This window comes from Pseudomonas sp. 21LCFQ02 (assembly GCF_024129895.2).
Taxonomy (GTDB): Bacteria; Pseudomonadota; Gammaproteobacteria; order Pseudomonadales; family Pseudomonadaceae; genus Aquipseudomonas.
Map to the genome: position 1 here is coordinate 2562711 of NZ_CM178749.1, position 26272 is coordinate 2588982.

The window sequence follows — 26272 nt, forward strand, 5'->3', positions numbered from 1 at the left end:
TTCTCCTTAGAAGCCTTCAGGGGCGCGGGTGTGCCAGTCAGTGTTTAGCTGATACTGGTGCGCGATGTTCAGCAGGCGACCTTCCTGGAAGTAAGGAGCGAGCAATTGCACGCCGACCGGCAGGCCGTCGACGAACCCGGCCGGCATCGACAGGCCTGGCAGGCCGGCGAGGTTGGCGGTGATGGTGTACACGTCTTCCAGATACGCGGCGACCGGGTCGCTGCTCTTGGTGCCGAGCTTCCAGGCCGGGTTCGGCGTGGTCGGGCCGAGGATTACGTCGACCTCGGCAAAGGCGTTCATGAAGTCGTTCTTGATCAGCCGGCGGATCTTCTGTGCCTTGAGGTAATAGGCATCGTAGTAGCCGGCCGACAGCGCATAGGCGCCGACCATGATGCGGCGCTGCACCTCAGGGCCGAAACCTTCGCCACGCGAACGCTTGTACAGGTCGGTGAGGTCTTTGGGCTCTTCGCAGCGATGGCCGAAGCGCACGCCGTCGAAACGCGACAGGTTCGAGGATGCCTCGGCCGGCGCGATGACGTAATAGGCCGGGATGCCGTGCTGCAGATTCGGCAGGCTGATTGGCTTGACCACGGCGCCGAGCTTTTCCAGCTCCTTGACGCTGTCTTGCACCAGTTGCGCAATGCGCGGGTCCAGGCCAGCACCGAAGTACTCTTTCGGCAGGCCGATGCGCAGCCCCTTGAGCGAGTCGTTCAGGGTCGCGCTGTAGTCCGGCACCGGTTCATCGATGCTGGTGGAGTCTTTCACGTCGAAGCCGGCCATGCCTTGCAGCAGCAGGGCGCAGTCTTCAGCGGTGCGGGCCAGCGGGCCGCCCTGGTCGAGGCTCGATGCGTAGGCAATCATGCCCCAGCGCGAAACACGACCGTAGGTCGGTTTCAGGCCGGTGAGGTTGGTCAGCGCAGCAGGCTGACGAATCGAGCCGCCGGTGTCGGTGCCGGTGGTCGCAGGCAGCAGGCGCGCGGCAACCGCCGCTGCGGAGCCGCCGGACGAACCGCCGGGTACGTGCTCAAGGCTCCAGGGGTTTTTCACCGCACCGTAGTAGCTCGACTCGTTGGCCGAACCCATGGCGAATTCGTCCATGTTGGTTTTGCCCAGCGTCACGGTGCCGGCTTTGGCGAGCTTTTCCACAACCGTGGCGTCGTACGGCGCCCGGAAGTTGTCGAGCATGCGCGAGCCACAGCTGGTGCGCACACCCTGGGTGCAGAACAGGTCCTTGTGTGCCAGCGGGGCACCGAGCAGTGCGCCGGTTTCGCCGGCGGCACGCCGGGCATCGGCGGCCTGGGCCTGGGTGATGGCCAGGTCTTCGGTGACGGTAATGAAGCTGTTGAGCTGCGGGTCGAGCTTATTGATACGCTCGAGCAGGTTGCGGGTCAGCTCTTCAGAGGAGAATTTCTTGTCGGCGAGTCCGCGGGCGATCTCGGCCAGAGTCATTTGATGCATGCAGGCGCTTTCCCTTACTCGATGACTTTCGGTACCAGATACAGGCCTTGCTCGACCGCTGGGGCGATGGCCTGGTATTCGTCGCGATGATTCTGTTCGGTGACGGCGTCTTCGCGCAGGCGCTGCGAGGCTTCCAGAGGGTGCGCCAGCGGTTCGATGCCGTTGGTGTCGACCGCTTGCATCTGGTCGACCAGGCCGAGAATGCTGTTCAGTGCTTCGGTGGTGCGTGGCAAGTCGGCATCGTCAAGGCCCAGGCGGGCCAGATGGGCGATCTTTTCCACGTCGCTGCGTTCGAGCGCCATGAGAATTCTCCAGTGGGGTGCGAAGGATCAGGGTCCATGCACTGATTGCGGAACACAACGGCGATTTTGCGGTCCTAGAACCTCAAACGCGCAGGGTCGTGCTCGGAAAAACAGCCAATTTAACATATTGGCTCCTTGCCCAAAATCCCTGTCGTTGTTAGAGTTTGCCGCACTTTTTTACCCACGCGTTCCCTAGGGTCCCCTTCCCATGTTCAAGAAACTGCGTGGCATGTTTTCCAGTGATCTTTCTATCGACCTGGGCACTGCCAACACCCTTATTTACGTGCGTGAGCGCGGTATTGTCCTGAATGAACCCTCGGTTGTTGCCATCCGCACCCACGGCAACCAGAAGAGCGTCGTCGCTGTAGGTACCGAGGCCAAGCGCATGCTGGGCCGTACTCCAGGCAACATTGCTGCCATTCGTCCGATGAAAGATGGTGTGATCGCCGATTTCAGCGTCTGTGAAAAGATGCTGCAGTACTTCATCAACAAGGTTCATGAAAACAGCTTTCTGCAGCCAAGCCCGCGCGTGTTGATTTGCGTTCCGTGCAAGTCCACCCAGGTTGAGCGCCGCGCCATCCGTGAATCGGCACTCGGTGCCGGTGCCCGTGAAGTGTTCCTGATCGAAGAGCCGATGGCCGCTGCCATCGGTGCCGGCCTGCCGGTTGAAGAAGCCCGCGGCTCGATGGTCGTCGACATCGGTGGTGGTACCACCGAAATCGCCCTGATCTCGCTCAACGGCGTGGTCTATGCCGAATCCGTACGGGTTGGCGGTGACCGTTTCGACGAGGCCATCGTGACTTACGTGCGCCGTAACTACGGCAGCCTGATCGGCGAATCCACTGCCGAGCGTATCAAGCAGGAAATCGGCACCGCGTTCCCGGGTGGCGAAGTCCGTGAAGTTGACGTTCGTGGCCGTAACCTGGCCGAGGGCGTGCCGCGTGCCTTTACCCTGAACTCCAACGAAGTGCTTGAAGCCCTGCAGGAGTCGCTGGCGACCATCGTTCAGGCGGTCAAAAGCGCGCTGGAGCAATCGCCACCTGAGCTGGCTTCGGACATCGCCGAGCGCGGCCTGGTGCTGACCGGTGGTGGCGCCCTGCTGCGCGACCTCGACAAGTTGCTGGCCCAGGAAACCGGCCTGCCGGTAATCGTTGCCGAAGACCCGCTGACCTGTGTGGCTCGTGGCGGTGGCCGCGCGCTGGAAATGATGGACAAGCACTCCATGGACCTGCTCTCCAGCGAGTGATTCGTCGGACGTGCGCCAGCCACTTTTTGGTGAGGGGGTGCTTACAAAGTCGGCGAACCAAGGCAAGACAAGGCGAAATTGGCCGAAAAAGCGGAGTTTACTGTAGTAAATGAGCATTTTGAGGTCGATTTCAACGCAGTATCGCCGAGTGCAGCCATGTTGTAAGCATCCTCTTGCAGGTAGCCCTTGTGCGACCTGTGGGCGCGCCCAACGCGCTTTTCATCTGTCCAGGCTTCTCTTGCTCATGAACATCCGCCAAGCCAGGCCCGCACCTTCGAGCGAATGCCCGAAAGGAGTGGCCTATTAAACCGCTTTTCGCCAAAGGCCCTTCGCTGGGTGTGCGTCTGCTCGTGCTGGCGGTGCTGTCTGTAACGCTGATGGTGGTGGACGCCCGTTTCACCCTGCTCAAGCCGGTGCGCAGCCAGATGTCGCTGGTGCTGATGCAGGCTTACTGGGTCGTCGATCTGCCACAGCGTCTTTATCAGGGCGTTGCCTCGCAATTTGGCAGCCGCACCGAGCTGCTCGCCGAAAACGAAAAACTCAAGACTGAAGCCTTGCTGCTGCAAGGGCGCCTGCAGAAACTGGCAGCCCTGACCGAGCAGAACGTGCGGCTGCGCGAGTTGCTCAACTCCTCGGCGCTGGTCAACGAGAAAGTCGAGGTGGCCGAACTCATCGGCATGGACCCCAACCCGTTCACTCATCGCATCATCATCAACAAAGGCGAGCGCGACGGTGTGTTCCTCGGCCAGCCGGTGCTCGATGCCCGCGGGTTGATGGGCCAGGTGGTCGAGTTGATGCCTTATACCGCCCGGGTCCTGCTGCTGACCGACACCACTCATAGCATTCCGGTGCAGGTCAACCGCAACGGCTTGCGCGCTATCGCCAGTGGTACAGGCAACCCGGAGCGTCTGGAATTGCGGCATGTGGCCGATACCGCTGATATCAAAGAGGGTGATCTGCTGGTCAGCTCTGGCCTGGGCCAGCGCTTCCCGGCCGGTTATCCGGTGGCGACGGTCAAGGAAGTGATTCACGATTCCGGGCAACCGTTCGCCATTGTGCGGGCGGTGCCTACTGCCGCTTTGAATCGCAGTCGCTACCTGCTGCTGGTGTTTTCTGACGGGCGTTCGCCTGAAGAGCGTGCCGCAGAGGCGGCCCAGGCCCAGGAAAGCCTGGACAGAAGCGAAGCCGCAGTAGCGCCTGCGACACCTGCCACTTACGCGCCGGTGCTGTCGAACATTCCGGGGGCGTTGTTGCCGTTCTACCCAGGCCCTATACCGGGCCTTGCGGCACCGGCCACGCACAGCACGCCGCAGCCGGCCAGCTCTGCGCCGGCCAGCAGTCGCCCGGCCGCCAGGCCGGCGGCGAGCCCACCGGCAGCGGCCCCCGCGAACAGAACACCGTCCACCTCCCGGGAGCCTATTGATGGTTAGTCATGTATCCGGGCGCAATGGCTGGGTGGTCTGGCTGACGTTCGCCATCGGCCTGTTGCTCAGTATCGTACCGTTGCCACAGTTCATGGAGTTCTTCCGGCCCATGTGGCTGGCGCTGTTGATGACCTTCTGGGCGCTGACCCTGCCGCATCGCATCGGCATGACCACCGCCTGGTTGCTGGGGCTGATGGAGGATGTGCTGTATGGCACCTTGCTGGGCCAGCATGCATTGATCCTGACGCTGATCACCTGTCTGGTCATGGCTTTGCAGCAGCGCCTGCGGATCTACCCGATGTGGCAGCAATGCCTGATCCTGCTGGTGGTCTATGGCGTCGCGCAACTGGCCCAGTTGTGGCTCAGCGCACTGACTGGCAATCGCCAGCCGACCCTGACCCTGGTCCTGCCGGCGCTGGTCAGTGCCTTGCTGTGGCCATGGATCAGCTATGGCTTACGCGGGCTGAGCAACCGCTTGAAAATCAATTAAGCCAGGCGCTCCAGGCGGGGCGTCGCTGACAAGGAGACGTCCTCATGCCACCTGTGCTTTACCTGGCTTCCGGTTCACCGCGACGTCGTGAGCTGCTGACCCAGATCGGCATCCCTTTCAACGTGCTGAGCGCGCAGATCGACGAAAGCCCTTTGCCTGATGAGCCACCGGCCAGTTATGTCGAGCGTCTGGCGCGGGGCAAGGCGGCGGCCGGCCTGGCCTTGCTCGACCATGAGCCTGCCTGTGTCATGGGCGCTGACACGGCAGTGGTGCTGGACGGTCGAATTCTTGGCAAGCCGCAGGATGAGGCCGATGCCTTGGCCATGCTGGCCGCCTTGTCGGGGCGTGAACACCAGGTACTCACCGCCGTGGCAGTGCTTGATCGGCAGCGCTGCGAAAGTCGCGTGGTGAGCAGCCAGGTGCGGTTCAGAGCGATCAGCGCCGACCAGGCGCGGGCTTATTGGTCCACCGGCGAGCCGCAGGACAAGGCGGGCAGCTATGCGATTCAGGGGCTGGCAGCCATATTTGTCGAGGCCCTGCACGGCAGTTATTCCGCGGTTGTCGGCTTGCCGTTGTGTGAAACAGCAGACCTGCTGGGGCTTTTCGGCATACCCTGTTGGCAAGGCCCGGAAGGTGAGCAGCCATGAGTGAAGAAATCCTGATCAATATCACCCCCATGGAGTCCCGTGTGGCGGTGGTCGAAAACGGTGTTCTGCAAGAGGTCCACGTCGAGCGCACCCAGCGTCGCGGCATCGTCGGCAATATCTATAAAGGCAAGGTTGTCAGGGTCTTGCCCGGTATGCAGGCTGCCTTCATCGACATCGGCCTGGATCGGGCAGCATTCATCCATGCCTCGGAAATCTCCCTGCGTGAAGGCTCGGCGGTCGAGCCGATCAGCTCGCTGGTGCATGAAGGCCAGAGCCTGGTGGTCCAGGTCACCAAGGACCCGATCGGCAGCAAGGGCGCACGCCTGACCACGCAGTTGTCCATTCCGTCGCGCTATCTGGTGTATATGCCGCGCACCGCGCATGTCGGCATCTCACTGAAGATCGAAGACGAGGGCGAGCGCGAGCGCTTGAAAAAGGTGGTCAGCGACTGCGTCGAGCAGGAGGGCATCAAGGAGGCCGGCGGGTTTATCCTGCGTACCGCTGCCGAAGGCGCCGGCGCCGACGAGATCCTCATGGACATCCGTTACCTGCGCCGCCTGTGGGATCAGATCGGCGAGCAGATCAAGACCATCAGCCCGCCCAGCGTCATCTACGAAGACCTGGGTCTGGCGTTGCGTACTTTGCGCGACCTGGTCAGCCCGCGGATCGAGAAGATCCGCATCGACTCGCGGGAAACCTTCCAGAAGACCGGCCAGTTCGTCACTGAACTGATGCCCGAGATCGCCGATCGCCTGGAGCACTACCCCGGCGAGCGACCGATCTTCGATCTGTACGGCGTCGAGGATGAAATCCAGAAAGCGCTGGAGCGCAAGGTGCCGCTCAAGTCCGGCGGCTACCTGGTGGTCGATCCGGCCGAGGCAATGACGACCATCGACGTCAATACCGGTGCTTTTGTCGGTCATCGCAACCTTGAAGAAACCATCTTCAAGACCAATCTGGAGGCGGCCACCGCCATCGCCCGGCAACTGCGCCTGCGCAACCTGGGCGGCATCATCATCATCGACTTCATCGACATGGAAGACGTCGAGCATCAGCGTCAGGTGCTGCGCACCCTGGAGAAACAGCTCGAACGCGACCATGCCAAAACCAACATCATCGGCATCACCGAGCTTGGCCTGGTGCAGATGACCCGTAAACGTACCCGTGAAAGCCTGGAGCAGATCCTTTGCGAGCCCTGCCACTGCTGTCAGGGGCGCGGCAAGCTGAAAACGCCGGAGACCATCTGCTATGAGATATTCCGCGAAATCCTGCGTGAGGCCCGGGCGTATCAGGCGGTCGGTTACCGGGTGCTGGCCAACCAGCGGGTCGTTGACCGCCTGCTCGACGAAGAGTCGGGCAATGTCGCGGAACTTGAAGCCTTCATTGGCCGAACCATTCGCTTCCAGGTCGAGTCAATGTATTCCCAGGAACAATACGACGTTGTGCTGCTGTAGGAGCGGCTTTAGCCGCGACACGCGGACCCGGTGGGAAGAGCCGGCCGGCGCCCCGGTCTGCTCGCGAAGAGGCCAGTAAAGTCACAGCATCTGCTGCGAATGTGCTGCCGTCTTCGCCAGCAGAGCTGCCTCCCACCGAGATTTGTGTACTTAACCGAACAGTATTGGCTTTAGCCGCGAACACCCTGCAAACAACCCGCCCAGCGTATCGATGCGAGTAACGTGTGACCAATGAGCAAACCTCGGCCCCGACTGCACTGGCCTGTATGAAACAACCCCCCATGCGACGGATTTTCGTCTGATGGGGCGTGTGCCTGGCCTGTTGGCAACCCTGACGCGTTGGGGGTTGAGCCTGTGTGCCTTGCTGTTGGTCCTGGCGGCCTTGTACGTCAGCCTTGGCCGGCAACTGGTGCCCATGGTCGCCGAGTACCGTGCCGATCTTGAAAGCCGGGTCAGCAGCGCACTCGACATGCCGGTCAGCATTGGCAGCCTGGAAGGCCGCTGGAGCGGCTTCGCTCCGGTGTTGCTGGCCCATGATGTGATGGTTGGCTCAGGCGGCAATCAATTGCGCCTCGATCAGGTGCGGGTGGTGCCGGCGCTGTGGGCCAGCCTCAAGGCCCGGACGGTGCGTCTGGCGCATCTGGAAGTCAGCGGTCTGCAAGTGGTGCTCAGCCAGGCCGAAGACGGTCAGTGGCGCTTGCAGGGGCTGCCGGTCAAGGACGACACCCCGACCGATCCGACGCAGGTTCTCAACAGCCTGCAGCAGGTCGCGCATCTTTCGCTGCTCGACAGCCAGGTCACGGTGCAGCCGTTCCAGGCCAACCCGCTGACGTTCACCTACGTCAACCTGAGTCTGGCCAGCGGCAGCTGGCAGCAGCGCCTGGACGCCCGTTTGAATCTGCCAGATGGCCAGCCGCTGGCATTGAACGTAAAGGCCCGCGTCGATGCCAGCCGCTGGCGCGAAGCCCAGGCCGATGTCTATCTGAGCCTGCCACAGAGTGACTGGGCCAAATGGTTGCCCGGCAACCTGACCCGTGACTGGCATCTGCACACCCTGAAGGCCGGTGGCGAGTTCTGGCTGGGCTGGGACAAGGGCACAGTGCAGCGTGCAGCAGTGCGTCTCAATGCGCCGCAACTGGAAGGCGGTTACCAGCAGCACAAACCTGCGCGCATCGACAATCTGGCGCTCAATGCCTGGCTGGCGCGCAACGATCAGGGGATCCGGGTCACCCTCGGTTCGCTGGCCATGAGTCTGGGCGAGCAGCGCTGGGAGAGTCGGGTGCAGGTCCAGCAGCATCAGGCCCGGCCCGGCAGCGAGAATGAGGAGCGCTGGCATGTCGAGGCCGACCGCCTCGACCTGACCCCACTGACCCCGCTGCTTCAGGCGCTGGCACCGATGCCCGATGGTCTGCGCGAGGTGGTCAAGCGTCTGCAGGTCACTGGCGGGCTGCGCAATGTGTTACTCGACTGGCGACCGCAGGCCAGCGGTGACGAGCGGCTGAGCTTTGCCGCCAACCTGGACCGGGTCGGTTTCGATGCCTACCACGGCGCGCCGGCCGCCGGTAACGTCAGCGGGGCGATCAGCGGTGATCTGGGCAAAGGCGAGCTGCGTCTGGCCACGGATGACTTCATGCTGCATCTGGACCCGATTTTCGCCAAGCCCTGGCACTACCTCAAAGCCAACGCTCGCCTGACCTGGACCCTCGATCAGGAGCGTTTCACCCTGATTGCGCCGTACATCAAAGTGCTTGGCGAAGAGGGCAAGATCGCGGCGGATTTCTTGATCCGTATTCATCTCAAGCCCGGTCATGAAGACTATATGGACCTGCGCGTCGGGCTGACCGACGGCGACGGCCGGTTTACCGGCAAGTACCTGCCTGCCGTCCTCAGCCCGGCGCTGGACCACTGGCTGCGTACCGCTATTGTGGCGGGAGATGTCAGGGAAGGGTTTTTCCAGTACCAGGGCTCGTTGCACAAGGACGCCAGCGACACCGCGCGGGTGATCAGCCTGTTCTTCGATGTGGGCAATGCAACACTGGATTTCCAGCCGGGCTGGCCGTTGCTGACCGGCATCGACGGCAAGGTGTATGTCGAGAACAGCGGGGTACGGATCAAGGCCAGCAAGGGCCAACTGCTCGATACCCGGGTCAGTGACGTGCGCGTCGAGGTGCCGCATGCGCCCAAAGGGCAGCCCAGCCATCTGTTGGTAGACGGCAAGTTTGCAGGCAGCCTGGTCGACGGTTTGAAAATCCTCCAGAGCGCGCCGCTTGGTACGGCGGCGACGTTTGCCGGTTGGCAGGGGCAGGGGCCGCTCAATGGCAGCCTGAAACTGGACATCCCGCTGGAGAAGGGCCTGGAGCCGAAGATCCTGGTGGATTTTGCCAGTGAGGGCGCGCAACTCAAACTGGCCGACCCGGTGCTGGACCTGACCCAGCTCAAGGGCGAGTTCCGTTTTGACAGCGCGCGGGGGTTGTCTGGCAAGGGTATCAGTGCTCAGGCGTTCGGTCGTCCGGTTACCGCCGAGATTGCCGCTGAAGGCAAGCCAGGCGCGAACGTCACGCGCATCACTGCCAATGGGCAGATTGCCTTGAAGCGTCTCACCGACTGGCTGAGCTTTACCCAGCCGCTACCGGTGTCGGGCGATATTCCCTACCAGTTGCAGTTGCTGCTCGATGGCGCGTCGACGCCGCTGTCGATCACTTCAAGCCTGCAAGGATTGGCAGTGGATCTGCCGGCCCCGTTCGGCAAATCCCGTGATGAAGCCCGCCCCAGTGAATTGCGGATGACCCTGCAAGGCAGCGAACGGCGTTTTGATGCGGCCTATGGTGAGCTGGCCAATCTGGCCTGGGCGGCGCCGGCCAGCAACCCGGCACAAGGCCGTGGCGAGCTGTTTATCGGCCAGGGCGGCGCAGTGGTGCCCCAGGCCAAAGGCTTGCGGATCAGCGGCAGCCTGGCGGAACTGGACCTCAGCCCCTGGCAGGACATTGCTCAGCGCTACAGTGGCAACGACCCCGGCGGCAGCGCCCGACAGACCCTTGGCGGTGTGGATCTGCAGGTCGGCAGGCTGACCGCCATGGGCACCACCCTGGACCAGGCGCGGGTTCAGTTGGAGCGCAATGCTGCCGCCTGGCGATTGTCGCTGGACAGTACCCAGGCCAAAGGCAGTGCGCTGTTGCCCGATGCCAAAAACGCGCCGATCGACATAGCCATGCAGTATGTACGCTTGCCGGCGCCCGATCCTGACGCGCCGGTGGTGGATAACCCGCCTGACCCGCTGGCGGATGTTGACCCGCGCAAGATTCCGGCACTGAACGTCAATATCAACCAGCTGTTCCAGGGCCAGCAACTGGTCGGCGCCTGGGCGCTGAAAATCCGTCCGACGCCGACAGGCTTGCGCTTGAGCGATCTGAGCCTGGGGCTCAAGGGCCTGTTGCTGGAGGGCGAGGGTGGCTGGGAAGGCGCGCCAGGGGCCAGCAGCAGTTGGCTCAAGGGGCATATGGCGGGCAAGAATCTGGGCGATGTGCTCAAAGCCTGGAATTTCGCCCCGACCGTGACCAGTCAGACGTTCGATCTGGACATCGACGGGCGTTGGCCCGGCTCGCCAGCCTGGGTCGGTCTGAAGCGTTACTCCGGCAGCCTGGATGCGACGCTGCGCAATGGTCAGTTCGTCGAGGTCGAGGGCGGTGCGCAAGCGTTACGGGTATTCGGCTTGCTGAATTTCAACTCCATCGGCCGTCGCCTGCGGCTGGACTTCTCCGACCTGTTGGGCAAGGGCTTGAGTTACGATCGGGTCAAAGGTCTGTTGGTGGCCAGCGACGGTGTCTATGTGACACGCAAGCCGATCACCCTGACCGGTCCGTCGAGTAATCTTGAGCTGGACGGCACCCTGGATATGGTCAAGGATCGGGTCGATGCCAAGCTGCTGGTCACTCTGCCGGTTACCAACAACCTGCCGATTGCCGCGCTGATTGTGGGTGCACCAGCCATCGGCGGTGCATTGTTTATCGCAGACAAACTGCTGGGCGATCGTGTAGCACGCTTTGCCAGCGTCCAGTACAAGGTCGAAGGTCCCTGGAAGGAGCCGAAGATCACCTTCGACAAACCGTTCGAGAAGCCTCAGTAACCGCATTGCCGGAAAGGACTCAGGAGCAAGCCATGACATTTGCCGTCATTCAGATGGTCAGCCAGAGCGACATTGCAGACAACCTGCGCCAGGCCCGGCGCTTGCTGGAGCAGGCCGCCGGGCAGGGCGCCCGGCTGGCGGTGCTGCCAGAAAACTTCTCGGCACTGGGCCGGCGTGACGCCGCCGCCATCGGGCGTGCCGAGGCGTTGGGCGAGGGTCCCATCCTGCCATGGTTGAAACAGGCCGCCCGCGACCTCAGGTTATGGATAGTCGCCGGCACCTTGCCGTTGCCGCCCGAGGGGCAGCCCGAGGGCAAGGTCACCGCCTGCTCGCTGCTGATCGATGAACACGGCGAACAGGCCGCGCGCTATGACAAGCTGCACCTGTTCGATGTGGATGTTACTGACAATCGCGGGCGCTACCGTGAGTCTGATGACTATGCTCATGGAGCCAACGTGGTGGTGGCCGACACGCCGGTAGGCCGGCTGGGCTTGAGCGTATGTTACGACCTGCGCTTTCCCGAGTTGTACACCGCCTTGCGTGAAGCGGGCGCTGAGTTGATTACCGCACCTTCGGCGTTCACCGCCGTGACCGGTGCGGCGCACTGGGAGGTCCTGATTCGCGCCCGCGCGATCGAGACCCAGTGTTACCTGCTGGCAGCCGCCCAGGGCGGCGTGCACCCTGGCCCACGGGAAACCTGGGGCCAGGCCGCGATCATCGACCCTTGGGGGCGGGTGCTGGCCGAGCAGGACAAAGGCGAAGCCGTGCTGTTGGCGCAGCGCGACAGTGAAGAACAGGCGTCCATACGGGCGCGGATGCCGGTGTCCAGTCACCGGCGCTTTACAGTGCAGGACGCGGTGCGGCCTGCTTCGGAGTGAATATGAGTGACGTGTCCTCAGTCAGCGAACACCTTCTGGCCCCTGGCGGGTTGAGCCTGGATAACCTGCAAGCGGTGCTGGGCGAGCTGGCCGGGCCGGGAATCGACGCAGCCGATCTGTACTTCCAGGGCATCATTTCCGAGTCCTGGGCGCTGGAGGACGGTATCGTCAAGGAAGGCAGTTTCAACATGGACCAGGGCGTGGGCGTACGTGCCCAGTCGGGAGAAAAAACCGGTTTTGCCTACAGCAACGCCATCAATCTGGAAGCCCTGACGGCCGCCGCAGGCGCCGCCCGCTCGATTTCCCGTGCCGGTCAGCAGGGCCGGGTCCAGGCCTTCACTGCCCAGGATGTGACTCGCTTGTACGCGGCGGACAACCCGCTCGAAGTGCTCAGCCGTGCGGAAAAAGTCGAGTTGCTCAAGCGCATCGACATCGCCACCCGGGCCCTGGACCCGCGCATTCAGCAAGTGTCGGTGAGCATGGCCGGGGTCTGGGAGCAGATTCTGGTCGCCGCCGCCGACGGTAGCCTGGCGGCCGATGTGCGGCCGCTGGTGCGCTTCAATGTCAGCGTGATCGTCGAGCAGAACGGCCGCCGCGAACGCGGTGGTCACGGTGGCGGCGGACGTACCGATTACCGCTACTTCCTCAATGAAGACCGGGCCATGGGCTATGCCCGTGAAGCGCTGCGCCAGGCGCTGGTCAACCTCGAAGCGGTGCCGGCTCCGGCTGGCACCCTGCCGGTGGTGCTCGGCTCAGGCTGGTCCGGTGTGCTGTTGCACGAAGCCGTTGGCCACGGTCTGGAAGGCGATTTCAACCGCAAGGGCAGCTCGGCCTACAGCGGCCGGATTGGCGAAATGGTTGCCTCCAAACTGTGCACCATCGTCGACGACGGTACCCTGGCAGGTCGCCGTGGTTCGCTGAGCGTCGATGACGAAGGCACCCCGACCCAATGCACCACCCTGATCGAGAACGGCGTGCTCAAGGGCTACATGCAGGACAAGCTCAATGCACGGCTGATGGGTGTGGCGCGCACCGGTAATGGTCGTCGTGAGTCCTACGCGCACCTGCCGATGCCGCGCATGACCAACACCTACATGCTTGGCGGGCAGAGCGATCCACAGGAAATTATCGCCTCGGTGAAAAAAGGTATCTACTGCGCCAACCTTGGCGGCGGTCAGGTCGACATCACCAGCGGCAAGTTCGTGTTTTCTACCAGCGAGGCGTACCTGATCGAAGACGGCAAAATCACTACGCCGGTCAAGGGTGCGACCCTGATCGGCAACGGTCCGGAAGCCATGAGCCGGGTGTCAATGGTCGGTAACGACCTGAAACTGGACAGTGGTGTCGGGACCTGTGGCAAGGATGGGCAATCGGTGCCGGTTGGCGTGGGGCAGCCGACCCTCAAGCTCGATGCGATCACTGTTGGCGGCACCGGAGCCTGAGAGCAGGGCAGGAAAGGACGGGAACTAACGCAGGCCGCGCTGCAGCTCGTCCAGCTCGCGAATGTACTTGAAGATCTTGCGGCTGGAGGCTGGCGGTTTGTTGCGTGCCACCTCGTGCTGGGCCTGGCGGATCAGCGAACGCAGCTGCTGGCGATCGGCTTCGGGGTACTCGACGACGAATTTTTCCAGGTCGCCGTCGTCACCGCCAATCAGCCGGTCACGCCAGCGTTCAAGGGCGTGAAAGCGCTCGTTGTACTGACGGGTCGAGCTGTCGAGCTGGTCCACCAGCGCCAGAATGGCCTCCTGGTCCTGATCGCGCATCAGCTTGCCGATGAACAGGATGTGCCGTTTACGGGCGGCGTGGGCCGTGTGCTTGTGGGCCTCGGCCAGGGCCTTGCGCAAGCCGTCGGTCATCGGCAGCTTGTCGAGCAGGTCGGGTTTGAAGGTGGTCAGGCGTTCGCCAAGCTCGACCAGAGCCTGCATCTCGCGTTTTACCTGGGTTTTGCTTTTCTCCCCGTCGAGGGAGTCGTCGTAAGAATCAACCATGGGGGCCGTCCGCAAATAAACGGCGCCATGATAACCACTCGGGGGCCGCTTGTCCGGTCCGCTCGGTATACGGGCCGTGCCGAAAGCAGAATTTGATGGAGAAAGTCATGAGTGCAACCCAAAGCGTCGGCCCGCAGGCCTTGTCGGCCCTTGAGCAGCAGGTTGAGCAGATCATTGCCGAAGCCCGGCGTCAGGGCGCCACGGCCTGCGAAGTGGCGGTATCCGTGGACCAGGGGTTGTCGACCTCGGTGCGTCAGCGCGAAGTCGAGACTGTGGAATTCAATCGCGATCAGGGCTTTGGCATCACCCTGTATGTCGGCCAGCGTAAAGGGTCGGCCAGCACCTCGGCAGTCGGCCCTGAAGCGATCCGTGAAACCGTCGCCGCAGCGCTGGCGATTGCCGAACACACTTCCGAAGACCAAAGCTCCGGGCTCGCCGATGCGGCGTTGATGGCTCGCGAGGTAAAGGATTTCGACCTCTACCATGCCTGGGATATCACCCCGGAACAGGCCATCGAAAAAGCGCTGATCTGCGAAGCGGCAGCATTTGATGCCGACAAGCGGATCAAAAACGCCGATGGCACCACGCTCAATACCCATCAGGGCTGCCGTGTGTACGGCAACAGCAACGGCTTTATCGGCGGTTACGCCTCGACCCGGCATAGCCTGAGTTGCGTGATGATCGCCGAAGATGGCGGCCAGATGCAGCGCGATTACTGGTATGACGTCAACCGTCAGGGCTCTTTGCTGAGCGATCCGGTAAGCATTGGACGCAAGGCTGCCGAGCGCGCAGCCAGCCGCCTGGGCGCGCGACCGGTGCCGACTTGCGAAGTACCGGTCCTGTTCAGCGCCGAACTGGCCGGCGGGCTGTTCGGCAGTTTCCTGGGCGCGATCTCTGGCGGTAACCTGTACCGTAAGTCCTCTTTCCTTGAAGGCGCGCTGGGCCAGCGGCTGTTCCCTGAGTGGCTGACCATCGATGAACGGCCGCACCTGATGCGGGCAATGGGCAGCGCCTCGTTCGATGGTGACGGCCTTGCTACCTACGCCAAACCGTTTGTCGAAAATGGCGACCTTGTGTCGTATGTGCTGAGCACCTATTCAGGTCGCAAACTGGGTATGCCCAGCACCGCCAACGCTGGCGGGGTGCATAACCTGTTCGTCAGCCACGGCAGCGAAGACCAGGCGGCACTGATCCGGCGTATGGGTCGTGGCCTGCTGGTCACCGAACTGATGGGCAGCGGCCTGAACATGGTCACCGGCGACTACTCGCGCGGTGCGGCCGGCTTTTGGGTGGAGAATGGCGAGATCCAGTTTGCCGTTCAGGAAGTGACGATTGCCGGCAACATGCGTGACATGTTCAGGCAGATCGTCGCCGTTGGCAGCGATCTTGAACTGCGCGGCAACATCCGCACCGGCTCGGTCCTGATCGAGCGCATGACCGTCGCAGGTAGCTGATAAACCACCGGTAGGAGCGACCTTGGTCGCGAATCCTCCAGACGCCCCATGTTTAACGTCTGCTGAAGATTCGCGAGCAAGCTCGCTCCTACCGATGTTCCCTCCCGAGTCGCTGCATACCCGCTGCTTTTTCCCCCTGAAATATCTATGGCGCACTCAGGGGGGGTTGTCTTGATTCTTAATCTCATTCAATAATGACTATCATTTCTTGGCTGGATGATGGGTCATGGGATCAGTGCTGCATGAACTACCTTATCTGGAGAACTGGCGTGAGCTGGGTCTGCGGATTCGTTGTGCGTTTGATCCTGACGAGCCGCGCCTGATCGAGCATTACCTCGCTGAAGGGCGCTATCTGGCGCGCTTTACCGCCACCCCCAAAGCGCTGGTCGCGCAATCCACGTTCCGGCTGTTGCTGGACACCGCCCGTGACACCGTACTGCCGTGGCATTGGCGCTGCCTGTGCCTGGACCAGGCCTGGCGGCCGTTGCGCGATCTCAAACTGTTGGCTGCAACCCAGACACAGCGTCACCAGTGGGATGCCTGTGTGCATGAGCTGGCGACCTGTGTGCTGCAACCGTCAATTTCTCTGACTGAACTGGTGCAAGGATATTCCGATGAGTAATACCCGTATCGAACGCGACAGCATGGGTGAACTGCAGGTCCCGGCCGAGGCCCTGTACGGCGCTCAGACCCAGCGTGCGGTAGACAACTTTCCGATCAGCCAGCAGCGCATGCCCAAGCAGTTCATCCGCGCCTTGCTGCTGGCCAAGGCCGCTGCTGCCAAGGCCAACCTGGAGCTTGAACAGATCAGCGAAGGGCAGAGCAAGGCGATTGTTCAGGCCGTCAATGATCTGCTGGGCGGCGATTTCATGGTGCATTTCCCGGTGGACATATTCCAGACCGGCTCGGGCACCAGTTCCAACATGAACGCCAACGAAGTGATCGCTACTCTGGCAACGCGCATCCTGGGCGACACGGTCAATGCCAACGATCACGTCAACTGTGGCCAGAGCAGCAACGACATTATCCCCACCACGATCCACGTCAGTGCTGCACTGGCGCTGCATGAGCATCTGCTGCCAGCGCTCAATCACCTGCTGCAAGTGACCGAACACAAGGCCGGTCAGGTGCATCAGTACGTCAAGACCGGCCGTACTCACCTGATGGACGCCATGCCAGTGCGCATGAGCCAAGTGCTCAACGGTTGGGCCCAGCAAGTGCGCGCCAATGTCGAGCACTTGCAGGCGTTGCAACCGGCCCTGCAGTCACTGGCTCAGGGCGGCACGGCGGTGGGCACCGGTATCAACGCCCATCCGGAGTTTGCCAAGCGGTTCAACGCCCACCTCAGTGCACTGAGTGGCGTGAGCTTTACGCCGGGCAAGGACCTGTTTGCCCTGATCGGCTCGCAAGACACGGCCGTGGCCGTGTCGGGCCAGCTCAAGGCCACTGCCGTGTCGCTGATGAAAATCGCCAACGACCTGCGCTGGATGAATTCCGGCCCACTGGCGGGCCTGGGTGAAATCGAACTGCAAGCCTTGCAGCCCGGTTCGTCGATCATGCCGGGCAAGGTCAACCCAGTGATTCCTGAAGCGACCGCCATGGTGGCTGCTCAGGTCATCGGCAACGATGCAGCCATCACCGTAGCGGGCCAGTCAGGCAACTTCGAACTTAACGTAATGCTGCCGATCGTGGCTTCGAATCTGCTCAGCAGCATTGAGCTATTGGCCAACTCCAGCCGCCTGTTGGCCGACAAGGCCATCGCCAGTTTCAAGGTCAATCAGGAAAAACTGCAGGAAGCGCTGTCGCGCAATCCGATTCTGGTGACCGCGTTGAACCCGATCATTGGTTATCAGAAAGCCGCTGAAATCGCCAAGAAGGCGTATCAACAAGGCCGGCCGATCATCGATGTCGCGCTGGAACATACCGACCTGCAACGCAGCCAGCTGGAAGTGTTGCTCAACCCTGAAAAACTCACCGCTGGCGGTATCTGAGCCGGCGCTCTGGAGGTAGACCATGCAGCATTGGAAACGCATCATCGAACAAGCCAATCGCTGTTTCAATCTCGGCGAGTGGGTTGAAGCTCGTGAGTTATACCTCCAGGCCCTGGCGCTGGCCCAGGTGCTGTTCGAGCGCTGGGCCGACCCCGACGAAGCGGTCGCCGCCTACGTCATCTCGCACCACAATCTGGCCGATCTACACTTGAGCCTGGGGCAGCCTGAAGAAAGTGCCGAGTACCTTTGCGCGGTGCATCAACGGTTGTTACAGGCCATTCAGGATTCGCGTCTGCCCGAGACGCTGCGCCAGGCGGCGCTGCGCCATAGCAACAAGACCTACGCCGAGCTGTTGAGCTTCATCAGCGAACATGGCGAGTACCCGCGCACCAACAGATTGCTGAACAGCGCCGGCGAGCACAGCCGTTCGTCGCTGCATCACCATTCAGCCACTGGCCAATACCAAGGAGTCCATTGAAATGACCTATAGCCTGCCTGCCTTGCCTTACGCCTACGATGCGCTGGAACCGCACGTCGATGCGCAAACCATGGAAATCCACCACACCAAACACCATCAGACCTACATCAACAACATCAACGCGGCCCTGGAGCAGCCTGAATACGCCCAGTACAAAGAACTGAGCGTCGAGGACCTGGTGCGCAAGATCGCCAGTCTGCCAGAGGCTCTGCGCCCGGTGGTCAAGAACCATGGCGGTGGCCACGCCAACCACTCGCTGTTCTGGACCGTGATGAGTCCTGAAGGTGATCGCGAGCCCAAAGGCGAGCTGGCCAGTGCCATCGATGCGCAACTGGGCGGCTTTGCAGCGTTCAAAGAGGCTTTCACCAAGGCTGCTACTGTCCAGTTCGGCAGTGGCTGGGCGTGGCTGAGCGTTACCCCGGAGAAAAAGCTGGTGGTCGAGCACAGCGGCAACCAGGACAGCCCGTTGATGCACGGCAATACGCCGATTCTTGGCCTGGATGTCTGGGAGCACGCTTACTACCTGAAGTATCAGAACAAGCGGCCGGAGTACATCGCTGCCTTCTACAACGTCATCAACTGGGCTGAAGTGGCGCGCCGTTACGCTGCTGCGCTGGCCTGATCAACCCTTTGAGTCCTCAAGGCACGTCATGAGTCTGGAAATGTCGGTTACCAATCGTGTTCGCCTGTTTCGTCTGGCCTTCGGAAGCCTGCTGCTTCTGGGAGGGATTGCCTTGCTGACAGTCCAGGCACTGGACTGGGTGACACGTCTGTCCCTGGCATAAAGCCTCAGGCGCCCTGTGCCAGGACAGGGTGGCTGTGGTGGTGGCGGTCTTGCAGACAATAAAAACGGGGCGCTTATGGCGCCCCGTTTTTGTGTCCGGCTTTGTCATGCGGCAGATTATTCGCCTTCATCAAAATAATTGTTGATCAGCGCTACCAGCCCTTCGAGTGCCTGATCTTCCTGCTCGCCCTCGGTGAGCAGGTGAATTTCGGTGCCCTTGCCGGCGGCCAGCATCATGACGGCCATGATGCTCTTGCCGTCGACCATGCTCTCTGGGGTGCGGCCAACCCGGATCTGGCAGGGGAACTTGCCGGCGACGCCGACGAACTTGGCAGCAGCGCGGGCATGCAGGCCCAGTTTGTTGATAATGGTGATTTGACGAGCGGGCATCGCTGTGGAAGTCCTTCAACTGAGGTCGCGGTGACGAACCTGAACGTTCTTGAGTGATTGTTGCAGGACCTGGCCCAGGCGTTCTGTCAGATAGACCGAACGGTGATGCCCGCCGGTGCAGCCGATGGCGACGGTCACGTAGGAGCGGTTACTGGCGGCAAACCGCGGCAGCCACTTGTTGAGGTGGGCGAAGATGTCCTGAAACATTTCTTCCACATCGGGCTGGGCCGCGAGGTATTCGGCTACCACCGGATCAAGCCCCGAATGCTCGCGTAGCTCCGGCTTCCAGTAGGGGTTGGGCAGGCAGCGCACGTCGAACACCAGATCGGCGTCCACCGGCATGCCACGCTTGAAGCCGAACGACTCGATCAGGAAAGCCGTACCGGGCTCGGGCTTGTTCAGCAGGCGCAGCTTGATGGTGTCACGCAACTGATAGAGGTTCAGGTGTGTGGTGTTGATCTTCAGGTCGGCCAGATCAATGATCGGCCCCAGCAGTACGCTTTCGTCACGTATGGCTTCGGCCAGCGAGCGCTGCGAGTTGCTCAGCGGATGGCGTCGCCGGGTTTCCGAGAAACGTTTGAGCAGGGTAGCGTCGTCGGCGTCCAGATACAGCACATCACAGTGGATGTGCCGAGCGCGTACCTCATCGAGGATCTGCGGGAAGCGGGTGAGGTGGCTGGGCATGTTGCGGGCGTCGATGGACACAGCCAACAGCGGCTCGCTTTGTTCGGTATTGAGCAACGCGCGTTCGGCCAGTTCAGGCAGCAAGCCTGCCGGCAGATTGTCGACGCAGTAGAAACCGTTGTCTTCGAGCATGTCGAGCGCGGTGCTCTTGCCCGAACCGGAGCGGCCACTGACGATGATCATGCGCATGCTCACCGGCCTTTCAGTTCATCCAGCACGGCTTGATGAAGCGCCTCACCGCTGTTTGCCGCGCGCAGGCGCTCACGCACTTCGGCGCGGTCGAGCATGCTGGCGATCTGGCGTAACAGCTCCAGATGTTCATCGGTGGCAGCTTCGGGAACCAGCAACACGAACAGCAGATCGACCGGTGCGCCATCGATGGCGTCAAAATCAACCGGTGCTTCCAGGTGCAGGACAGCGCTCACCGGCGCGCTGCAGGCGGCGAGGCGGCAGTGAGGAATGGCAATGCCGTTGCCAAAGCCGGTCGATCCGAGCTTTTCGCGGGCGACCAGACTCTCGAATACGGTTTGAGTATCCAGCGTAGGTACTTCGCGGCCAATCAGGTTGGCAATCTGTTCGAGTACGCGTTTTTTACTGCCCCCCGGCACGTTAACCTGGGAACGGCCGGGGGTCAGGATGTCTTCAAGTCGGATCATGGATTGGGTGTGTTAGCGAGCGGTCGCACCTTTGAGGATGCTTTGCTGCTTTTCCTTATGCTTGAGCAATTGTCTGTCGAGCTTGTCGGTGAGCAGGTCGATGGCGGCATACATGTCGTCATGCTCGGCGTTGGCCACGACCTCACCGCCATGGATGTGCATGGTGGCTTCGATTTTCTGTTTCAGTTTCTCGACGGTCATGGTGACCTGGACATTGGTGATCTTGTCGAAATGTCCTTCGAGTTTTTTGAGTTTGAGCTCCACATATTCGCGCAGGGGCTTGGTCACTTCCAGTTGATGTCCACTGATATTGACTTGCATACAGCTTTCTCCTTTGCCTGTGCATAAAGGGGCAGGTCGACTACCTGCCTCTGGAACGCTGTGGCGCTCACCCGGCATCGACCCCAAACGAGGTCGTGCCCGGTAGCCGGTCAGTCACATCAGCCGCTTGCGTTCGCTCGATGGCGCAATGCCCAGCGATTCGCGGTACTTGGCGACGGTGCGACGGGCGACCTGAATGCCTTGTGCTTCCAGTAAACCAGCGATCTTGCTATCACTCAATGGCTTTTTCTGATTTTCCGCAGCAACCAGTTTCTTGATGATTGCGCGGATGGCTGTGGAGGAGCATTCACCGCCTTCGGAAGTGCTGACATGGCTGGAGAAGAAGTACTTCAACTCGTAGATGCCACGCGGGGTATGCATGAATTTCTGGGTGGTGACCCGGGAAATGGTCGACTCGTGCATGCCAACCGCTTCGGCAATATCGTGCAGCACCAACGGCTTCATGGCCTCATCGCCGTATTCGAGAAAGCCGCGCTGGTGCTCGACGATCTGGGTGGCCACCTTCATCAGGGTCTCGTTGCGGCTTTGCAGGCTCTTGATGAACCAGCGTGCTTCCTGCAACTGGTTACGCATGAAGGTGTTGTCGGCGCTGGTATCGGCACGGCGCACGAAACCGGCATATTGCGGGTTGACGCGCAGGCGCGGCACCGCTTCCTGGTTCAGCTCCACCAGCCAGCGGTCGGTGTCCTTGCGCACGATGACGTCCGGCACCACATATTCCGGCTCGCTGGATTCGATTTGCGAACCCGGGCGCGGATTGAGGCTTTGCACCAGCTCGATGACCTGGCGCAGCTCATCTTCCTTGAGTTTCATGCGCCGCATCAGTTGCGAGTAGTCGCGGCTGCCCAACAAGTCGATGTAGTCGCTGACCAAGCGCTGCGCTTCAGCCAGCCAAGGGCTTTTGGCCGGGAGCTGGCGCAATTGCAGGAGCAGGCATTCGCTGAGGGTGCGCGCACCGACACCGGCCGGTTCGAACTGCTGGATACGGTGCAGGACGGCTTCGATCTCGTCGAGTTCGATGTCCAGTTCAGGATCGAAGGCTTCCAGAAGTTCTTCCAGAGGCTCTTCCAGGTAACCCTGGCCATTGATGCAGTCGATCAGGGTGACGGCGATCAGGCGATCGGTATCGGACATCGGCGCGACATTGAGCTGCCATAGCAAGTGGCTCTGCAGGCTTTCACCGGCCGATGTGCGGGTTGTGAAGTCCCACTCGTCATCATCACTGCCGGGCAGGCTGCTGGCGCTGGTCTGGTAGATGTCTTCCCACGCCGTGTCGACCGGCAGCTCGTTGGGAATACGCTCGTTCCAGTCGCCTTCTTCAAGGTTGTCCACGGTCGTGGCGGTTTCCTGGAAGCTTGGCTCCGGCTGTTCGCTGGCCGGCTTGTTTTCGATATTGTCCGCCATCGGGTCGGAATTATCGAAGTCGTCGCCTTCTTCCTGGCGCTCCAGCATGGGGTTGGATTCCAGCGCTTCCTGGATTTCCTGCTGCAGGTCCAGAGTCGATAGCTGAAGCAAGCGGATAGCCTGTTGCAGCTGCGGTGTCATCGTCAGCTGCTGGCCCATTCTCAAGACTAGCGATGGTTTCATGGCAGTTGCTCAACACCTTCATTCGCCGGCGCGGGGAGCGCCATCCACTACAGGGCATCGGTAGCTGTCGTGGGAAAGTGTCGGCAGGTTGCCAGCCTCGGATGCAGTCATCGGACCTGGAGAGCGGGCTCGAAAACACGCATTTACCCGTAGCTGATTGGCTTGGGAAAAACCGTGACTTTCGAGTGCTTTCGTCTTGCCTTGGCTGCGCTCGCTACGCTTTCTCACGGCCTCTGATCGATGCCGCCTTTATTAAGCAAGTTATATGCCTGAATTCTAAAGGCTTGCCTAGAGCATCAGGACAAATAATCTGTTGTCAACAGCCAGTGTGTAACCAAGGGAGGTCTACAAACGGAACTCGTGGCCCAGGTACACCTCTTTCACCAGCTGGTTGGCCAGGATGGTTTCTGCATCGCCTTCGGCAATCAACTGGCCGTCGTTGACGATGTAGGCGGTCTCGCAGATGTCCAGGGTCTCGCGCACGTTGTGATCGGTGATCAGTACGCCGATGCCCTTGGCTTTGAGGTGGTGAATGATCTGCTTGATATCACCCACGGAAATCGGGTCTACCCCGGCGAAAGGCTCGTCGAGCAGGATGAACTTGGGGGCCGTGGCCAGCGCGCGGGCGATCTCTACGCGGCGACGCTCGCCGCCGGAGAGGCTCATGCCGAGGCTGTCGCGGATATGGGTGATATGGAATTCCTGCAGCAGGCTTTCCAGTTCGGCGCGGCGTGCGGCGGCGTCCAGTTCCTTGCGGGTTTCCAGGATCGCCATGATGTTGTCGGCCACGGTCAGCTTGCGGAAGATCGAGGCTTCCTGTGGCAGATAACCGATGCCGGCGCGTGCGCGACCATGCATGGGTTGGTGGCTGACATCGAGGTCATCGATCAGCACTCGCCCCTGATCGGCCTGGACCAGGCCGACGATCATGTAGAAGCAGGTGGTCTTGCCGGCGCCGTTAGGGCCCAGCAGGCCGACGATCTGTCCGCTGTCAATGGACAGGCTGACATCGCGTACGACCTGGCGGCTCTTGTAGCTCTTGGCCAGATGCTGGGCTTTAAGCGTCGCCATTTACTGGGCCTTCTGCTGCTGTTCGGGTTTCTTTTTCGGCTGGATGACCATGTCGATGCGCGGACGTGGCGCAGTGACCTGGCTGCCGGTAGCGCGGCCGGCACTGACGACCTGGCGCACGGTGTCATAGACGATCTTCTCGCCTTCTGACGTGTTGCCGTCGTTGATGACCTTGGCCTTGTCGATCAGCACGATGCGATCCTGTGCTGCGTAGTACTGGATGGTCACTGCATAGGCCTGGACGATGGGTTTGTCCACCGAAGGCTTCTGCTCGTAGTAGGCCAGGTTGCCGACCGAGGTGAACACGTCGACTTCACCCTGGGCGTTACGGGTGATGGTCACGGTGTTGCCGGTGATCTTCATCGAGCCCTGGGTGATGATGACATTGCCCTTGTAGGTGGCGATGCCTTTTTTGTCGTCCAGCTGCGCGTCATCGGACTGAATGTGGATCGGCTGATCACGGTCAGTTGGCAGGGACCAGGCGCTCGCGCTTCCCAGTGCTGCGCTCAGGCCGAGCAAGAAAGGAAGGGTTTTAACGAGCCTCATACTGTCCTCTTACTTTGGACAGCAGGTCCATCCTGCCGTCTTTCAAATATGCTTTCATCCCTACAGCCGTGCTGACACCGCCGCCGGCGTCGATTCTAACGGCTTGCTCGGTCTGCGCATATTGCTTCTGTGGGAATACAGTCATTCGACTGCTGGTAATGATGGTCGCGCGCTGCTTTTCATCGGTGCGTGCAACGCGAACGTTGTCGATCAGTTCGACCTGCTCGCCACCGGGCGATACTTCGCCGCGGGCGCTCTGCACGTGCCATGGAAAGGCCGTGCCACGGTACATGTTCAGGTCCGGGCGGGTCAGCAGGGTGACATCGCTGGCCTTGACGTGCTCGACCTTGTCGGCGGTCATCTCGTACTGCACCTTGCCGTCGGGCAGGTACTGTACGCTGCGCGCATTGATCGCGTAGTAGTCGATGGCAGTCTCGTCGGCCTTCACGGCCGGCTGGTCCATGAAGCTTTCCGGACTGACGTTCCAGTAGCCGACGGCGGCCAGCAGCAACGCCAGCACGCCAAGGATCAGGAAAGTACGAATCTTCTTGCTGAGCATAAGTGGTGTCTACAGATAGGCGGCATGGGCCGCTTCAAGGTTGTTCTGCGCTTCAAGAATAAGCTCGCAGAACTCGCGGGCTGCGCCTTCGCCACCGCGTGCTCGGGTCACGCCATGGGCGTGCTGACGCACGAAAGTGGCGGCATTGGCCACAGCCATACCCAGCCCTACGCGGCGAATCACCGGCAAGTCTGGAAGATCATCACCCAGATAGGCGACCTGTTCGTAACTCAGGTTCAGTTCAGCGAGCAGTTGATCAAGCACCACCAGTTTGTCTTCGCGGCCCTGATACAGGTGGGCAATGCCCAGATTCTTTGCCCTGCGCTCGACCACCGGGGTCTTGCGCCCGCTAATGATAGCCGTTGTAACGCCTGAGGCGATGAGCATCTTGATGCCCTGGCCGTCGAGGGTGTTGAAGGTCTTGAATTCGCTGCCGTCTTCCAGGAAGTAGAGGCGCCCGTCAGTGAGGACACCGTCCACATCGAAAATGGCTAACTTGATGCCTTTGCCACGCTGCAGCAGTTGCTCGGTCATTGCGTTGTTCTCCATTACATCACCCCCGCACGGACCAGGTCCTGCAGGTTGAAGGCACCCACCGGGTGGTCTTGCCCATCGACCACGATCAGTGCGTTGATCTTGTGGTCTTCCATGATCTTCAGCGCTTCTGCGGCGAGCATTTCGCCGCGTACGGTCTTGCCGTGTACGGTCATGACCTCGTCGATGATCGCCTCGCGAATGTCGGTGGCACGATCCAGGGTGCGGCGCAGGTCACCGTCGGTGAAAATCCCGGCCAGTTTGCCATCGGCTTCGACGATCGCGGTCATGCCCAGGCCTTTGCGGGTCATTTCCAGCAGGGCATCGCGCAACGAGGTGCCGCGCGCCACTTTGGGCAGGGTGTCGCCGCTGTGCATCACGTGTTCGACCTTGAGCAGCAGGCGCCGCCCCAGCGCACCGCCCGGATGCGAAAAGGCGAAGTCTTCGGCGGTAAAGCCACGGGCCTCCAGCAGTGCAACGGCCAGCGCATCGCCCATCACCAGTGCCGCCGTGGTCGAGGAGGTCGGCGCCAGGTTGAGCGGGCAGGCCTCTTGGGCGACATGCGCATTGAGATTGACGTCGGCGGTCTTCGCCAGCGTCGACTCAGGGTTGCCAGTCAGGCTGATCATAGTGATGCCCAGGCGCTTGATCAGCGGCAGCAGGGTCACGATCTCGTGAGTCGTTCCAGAGTTGGACAGGGCGAGAATGATATCGTCACGAGTGATCATGCCCATGTCGCCGTGGCTGGCTTCGGCCGGGTGGACGAAAAACGCCGGGGTGCCGGTGCTGGCCAGGGTCGCCGCGATCTTGTTGCCAATGTGTCCGGACTTGCCCATGCCGACCACCACAACCCGGCCCTTGCTGGCCAGAATCAGCTCGCAGGCGCGCACGAAATCGGCGTCGATGTGTCCCAGGAGACTGTCGATCGCGTCTATTTCGAGACGGATGGTGCGCTGTGCGGATTGGATAAGGTCGCTGGATTGGCTCATGTCTGGATCGGTCAGCCTGGGAAAAGGCGGCGATTATAGCGGTATTGTCGATCCGGCTCACGCTCTGATCGTCGCAGTCATTCTTTAACGATGAGTCGGCTCAAGCGACTCAGTGTCTTAAGTGTTGTAACGGCATGTGAGTACAGGCGGTGGACGTCGGTTCCGTACTTGGGTGGCACGCAGCAGCGGTGGTATAG

The 26272-nt window shown here is 61.3% G+C and carries 26 protein-coding genes; 13 read left to right on the forward strand and 13 right to left on the reverse strand.

Translation table 11 applies throughout. The features are described 5' to 3' along the window. Positions 1–6: 6 nt before the first annotated feature. Together gatA and gatC are read right to left on the reverse strand one after the other, a co-directional pair. Positions 7–1458, reverse strand: coding sequence for an Asp-tRNA(Asn)/Glu-tRNA(Gln) amidotransferase subunit GatA (gene gatA / locus NJC40_RS11345; RefSeq protein WP_253139333.1), 1452 nt, complete (start codon positions 1456–1458; stop codon positions 7–9). 14 nt (positions 1459–1472) lie between these two features. Then, complete coding sequence (gene gatC / locus NJC40_RS11350) at positions 1473–1760, reverse strand: Asp-tRNA(Asn)/Glu-tRNA(Gln) amidotransferase subunit GatC (RefSeq protein ID WP_045487841.1); 288 nt, start codon at positions 1758–1760, stop codon at positions 1473–1475. Positions 1761–1968: 208 nt separating this feature from the next. On the opposite strand from gatC, the gene mreB reads away from it, so the two are divergent. From mreB to tldD, 8 genes are all read left to right on the forward strand, one after another. Then, positions 1969–3006 carry a rod shape-determining protein MreB gene (gene mreB / locus NJC40_RS11355; protein WP_045487844.1) on the forward strand — a complete coding sequence of 346 codons (1038 nt, stop codon included), beginning with the start codon at positions 1969–1971 and terminating at the stop codon, positions 3004–3006. 350 nt (positions 3007–3356) lie between these two features. Next, positions 3357–4436: a rod shape-determining protein MreC gene (gene mreC / locus NJC40_RS11360; RefSeq protein WP_253139526.1), complete on the forward strand. Its 1080-nt coding sequence runs from the start codon at positions 3357–3359 to the stop codon at positions 4434–4436. Continuing rightward, positions 4429–4920, forward strand: coding sequence for a rod shape-determining protein MreD (gene mreD / locus NJC40_RS11365; protein WP_253116326.1), 492 nt, complete (start codon positions 4429–4431; stop codon positions 4918–4920). The genes mreC and mreD overlap by 8 nt, the downstream gene beginning before the upstream one ends. A 44-nt stretch (positions 4921–4964) precedes the next feature. Next, a complete protein-coding gene (locus tag NJC40_RS11370) occupies positions 4965–5567 on the forward strand; it encodes a Maf family protein (RefSeq protein WP_045487850.1) in 603 nt (200 codons plus the stop codon). Further along, positions 5564–7021, forward strand: a complete 1458-nt coding sequence (gene rng / locus NJC40_RS11375) for a ribonuclease G (protein WP_045487853.1) — start codon at positions 5564–5566, stop codon at positions 7019–7021. The genes NJC40_RS11370 and rng overlap by 4 nt, the downstream gene beginning before the upstream one ends. A gap of 301 nt (positions 7022–7322) precedes the next feature. Then, a complete protein-coding gene (locus NJC40_RS11380; RefSeq protein WP_253139330.1) occupies positions 7323–11144 on the forward strand; it encodes a YhdP family protein in 3822 nt (1273 codons plus the stop codon). A gap of 32 nt (positions 11145–11176) precedes the next feature. Continuing rightward, positions 11177–12022, forward strand: coding sequence for a carbon-nitrogen hydrolase family protein (locus NJC40_RS11385; RefSeq protein WP_253139328.1), 846 nt, complete (start codon positions 11177–11179; stop codon positions 12020–12022). A 2-nt stretch (positions 12023–12024) separates the two neighbouring features. Continuing rightward, a complete protein-coding gene (tldD, locus tag NJC40_RS11390; protein ID WP_045487862.1) occupies positions 12025–13464 on the forward strand; it encodes a metalloprotease TldD in 1440 nt (479 codons plus the stop codon). Between the two features lie 24 nt (positions 13465–13488). On the opposite strand, the gene yjgA is transcribed toward tldD, so the two are convergent. Further along, positions 13489–14010 carry a ribosome biogenesis factor YjgA gene (gene yjgA, locus NJC40_RS11395; protein WP_253139325.1) on the reverse strand — a complete coding sequence of 174 codons (522 nt, stop codon included), beginning with the start codon at positions 14008–14010 and terminating at the stop codon, positions 13489–13491. Positions 14011–14117: 107 nt separating this feature from the next. On the opposite strand from yjgA, the gene pmbA reads away from it, so the two are divergent. The 5 genes from pmbA to NJC40_RS11420 all read left to right on the forward strand — a co-directional run bounded on the left by pmbA (position 14118) and on the right by NJC40_RS11420 (position 18555). Beyond that, positions 14118–15464 carry a metalloprotease PmbA gene (gene pmbA, locus NJC40_RS11400; protein ID WP_045487867.1) on the forward strand — a complete coding sequence of 449 codons (1347 nt, stop codon included), beginning with the start codon at positions 14118–14120 and terminating at the stop codon, positions 15462–15464. A gap of 226 nt (positions 15465–15690) precedes the next feature. Beyond that, the gene (locus tag NJC40_RS11405; RefSeq protein WP_045487870.1) at positions 15691–16086 is read left to right on the forward strand and encodes a hypothetical protein; all 396 of its coding nucleotides are present in this window, start codon (positions 15691–15693) and stop codon (positions 16084–16086) included. Continuing rightward, complete coding sequence (locus tag NJC40_RS11410; protein ID WP_045487873.1) at positions 16079–17455, forward strand: class II fumarate hydratase; 1377 nt, start codon at positions 16079–16081, stop codon at positions 17453–17455. The genes NJC40_RS11405 and NJC40_RS11410 overlap by 8 nt, the downstream gene beginning before the upstream one ends. A 22-nt stretch (positions 17456–17477) precedes the next feature. Continuing rightward, positions 17478–17933, forward strand: a complete 456-nt coding sequence (locus NJC40_RS11415; RefSeq protein ID WP_045487876.1) for a DUF2753 family protein — start codon at positions 17478–17480, stop codon at positions 17931–17933. A 1-nt stretch (position 17934) separates the two neighbouring features. Further along, complete coding sequence (locus NJC40_RS11420) at positions 17935–18555, forward strand: superoxide dismutase (RefSeq protein WP_045487879.1); 621 nt, start codon at positions 17935–17937, stop codon at positions 18553–18555. A gap of 279 nt (positions 18556–18834) precedes the next feature. Here the strand turns inward: NJC40_RS11420 and NJC40_RS11425 are convergent, their stop codons facing one another. From NJC40_RS11425 to NJC40_RS11470, 10 genes are all read right to left on the reverse strand, one after another. Further along, positions 18835–19107, reverse strand: coding sequence for an HPr family phosphocarrier protein (locus NJC40_RS11425; protein ID WP_045487882.1), 273 nt, complete (start codon positions 19105–19107; stop codon positions 18835–18837). Positions 19108–19122: 15 nt separating this feature from the next. Then, positions 19123–19980 carry an RNase adapter RapZ gene (rapZ, locus tag NJC40_RS11430; protein WP_045487885.1) on the reverse strand — a complete coding sequence of 286 codons (858 nt, stop codon included), beginning with the start codon at positions 19978–19980 and terminating at the stop codon, positions 19123–19125. A gap of 2 nt (positions 19981–19982) precedes the next feature. Next, positions 19983–20447: a PTS IIA-like nitrogen regulatory protein PtsN gene (gene ptsN, locus NJC40_RS11435; protein WP_253139322.1), complete on the reverse strand. Its 465-nt coding sequence runs from the start codon at positions 20445–20447 to the stop codon at positions 19983–19985. Positions 20448–20459: 12 nt separating this feature from the next. Continuing rightward, a complete protein-coding gene (gene hpf, locus NJC40_RS11440; protein ID WP_045487891.1) occupies positions 20460–20768 on the reverse strand; it encodes a ribosome hibernation-promoting factor, HPF/YfiA family in 309 nt (102 codons plus the stop codon). A 114-nt stretch (positions 20769–20882) separates the two neighbouring features. Then, the gene (locus NJC40_RS11445) at positions 20883–22376 is read right to left on the reverse strand and encodes an RNA polymerase factor sigma-54 (RefSeq protein WP_253116316.1); all 1494 of its coding nucleotides are present in this window, start codon (positions 22374–22376) and stop codon (positions 20883–20885) included. A gap of 345 nt (positions 22377–22721) precedes the next feature. Then, a complete protein-coding gene (gene lptB / locus NJC40_RS11450) occupies positions 22722–23447 on the reverse strand; it encodes an LPS export ABC transporter ATP-binding protein (RefSeq protein ID WP_045487896.1) in 726 nt (241 codons plus the stop codon). After that, positions 23448–23993: a lipopolysaccharide transport periplasmic protein LptA gene (gene lptA, locus NJC40_RS11455; protein ID WP_045487898.1), complete on the reverse strand. Its 546-nt coding sequence runs from the start codon at positions 23991–23993 to the stop codon at positions 23448–23450. Next, positions 23980–24552: an LPS export ABC transporter periplasmic protein LptC gene (gene lptC, locus NJC40_RS11460; RefSeq protein ID WP_045487900.1), complete on the reverse strand. Its 573-nt coding sequence runs from the start codon at positions 24550–24552 to the stop codon at positions 23980–23982. The genes lptA and lptC overlap by 14 nt, the downstream gene beginning before the upstream one ends. A 9-nt stretch (positions 24553–24561) precedes the next feature. Next, positions 24562–25086 carry a KdsC family phosphatase gene (locus NJC40_RS11465; RefSeq protein WP_045487902.1) on the reverse strand — a complete coding sequence of 175 codons (525 nt, stop codon included), beginning with the start codon at positions 25084–25086 and terminating at the stop codon, positions 24562–24564. 14 nt (positions 25087–25100) lie between these two features. After that, positions 25101–26075, reverse strand: a complete 975-nt coding sequence (locus tag NJC40_RS11470; protein WP_045487904.1) for a KpsF/GutQ family sugar-phosphate isomerase — start codon at positions 26073–26075, stop codon at positions 25101–25103. Between the last annotated feature and the right edge of the window lie 197 nt (positions 26076–26272).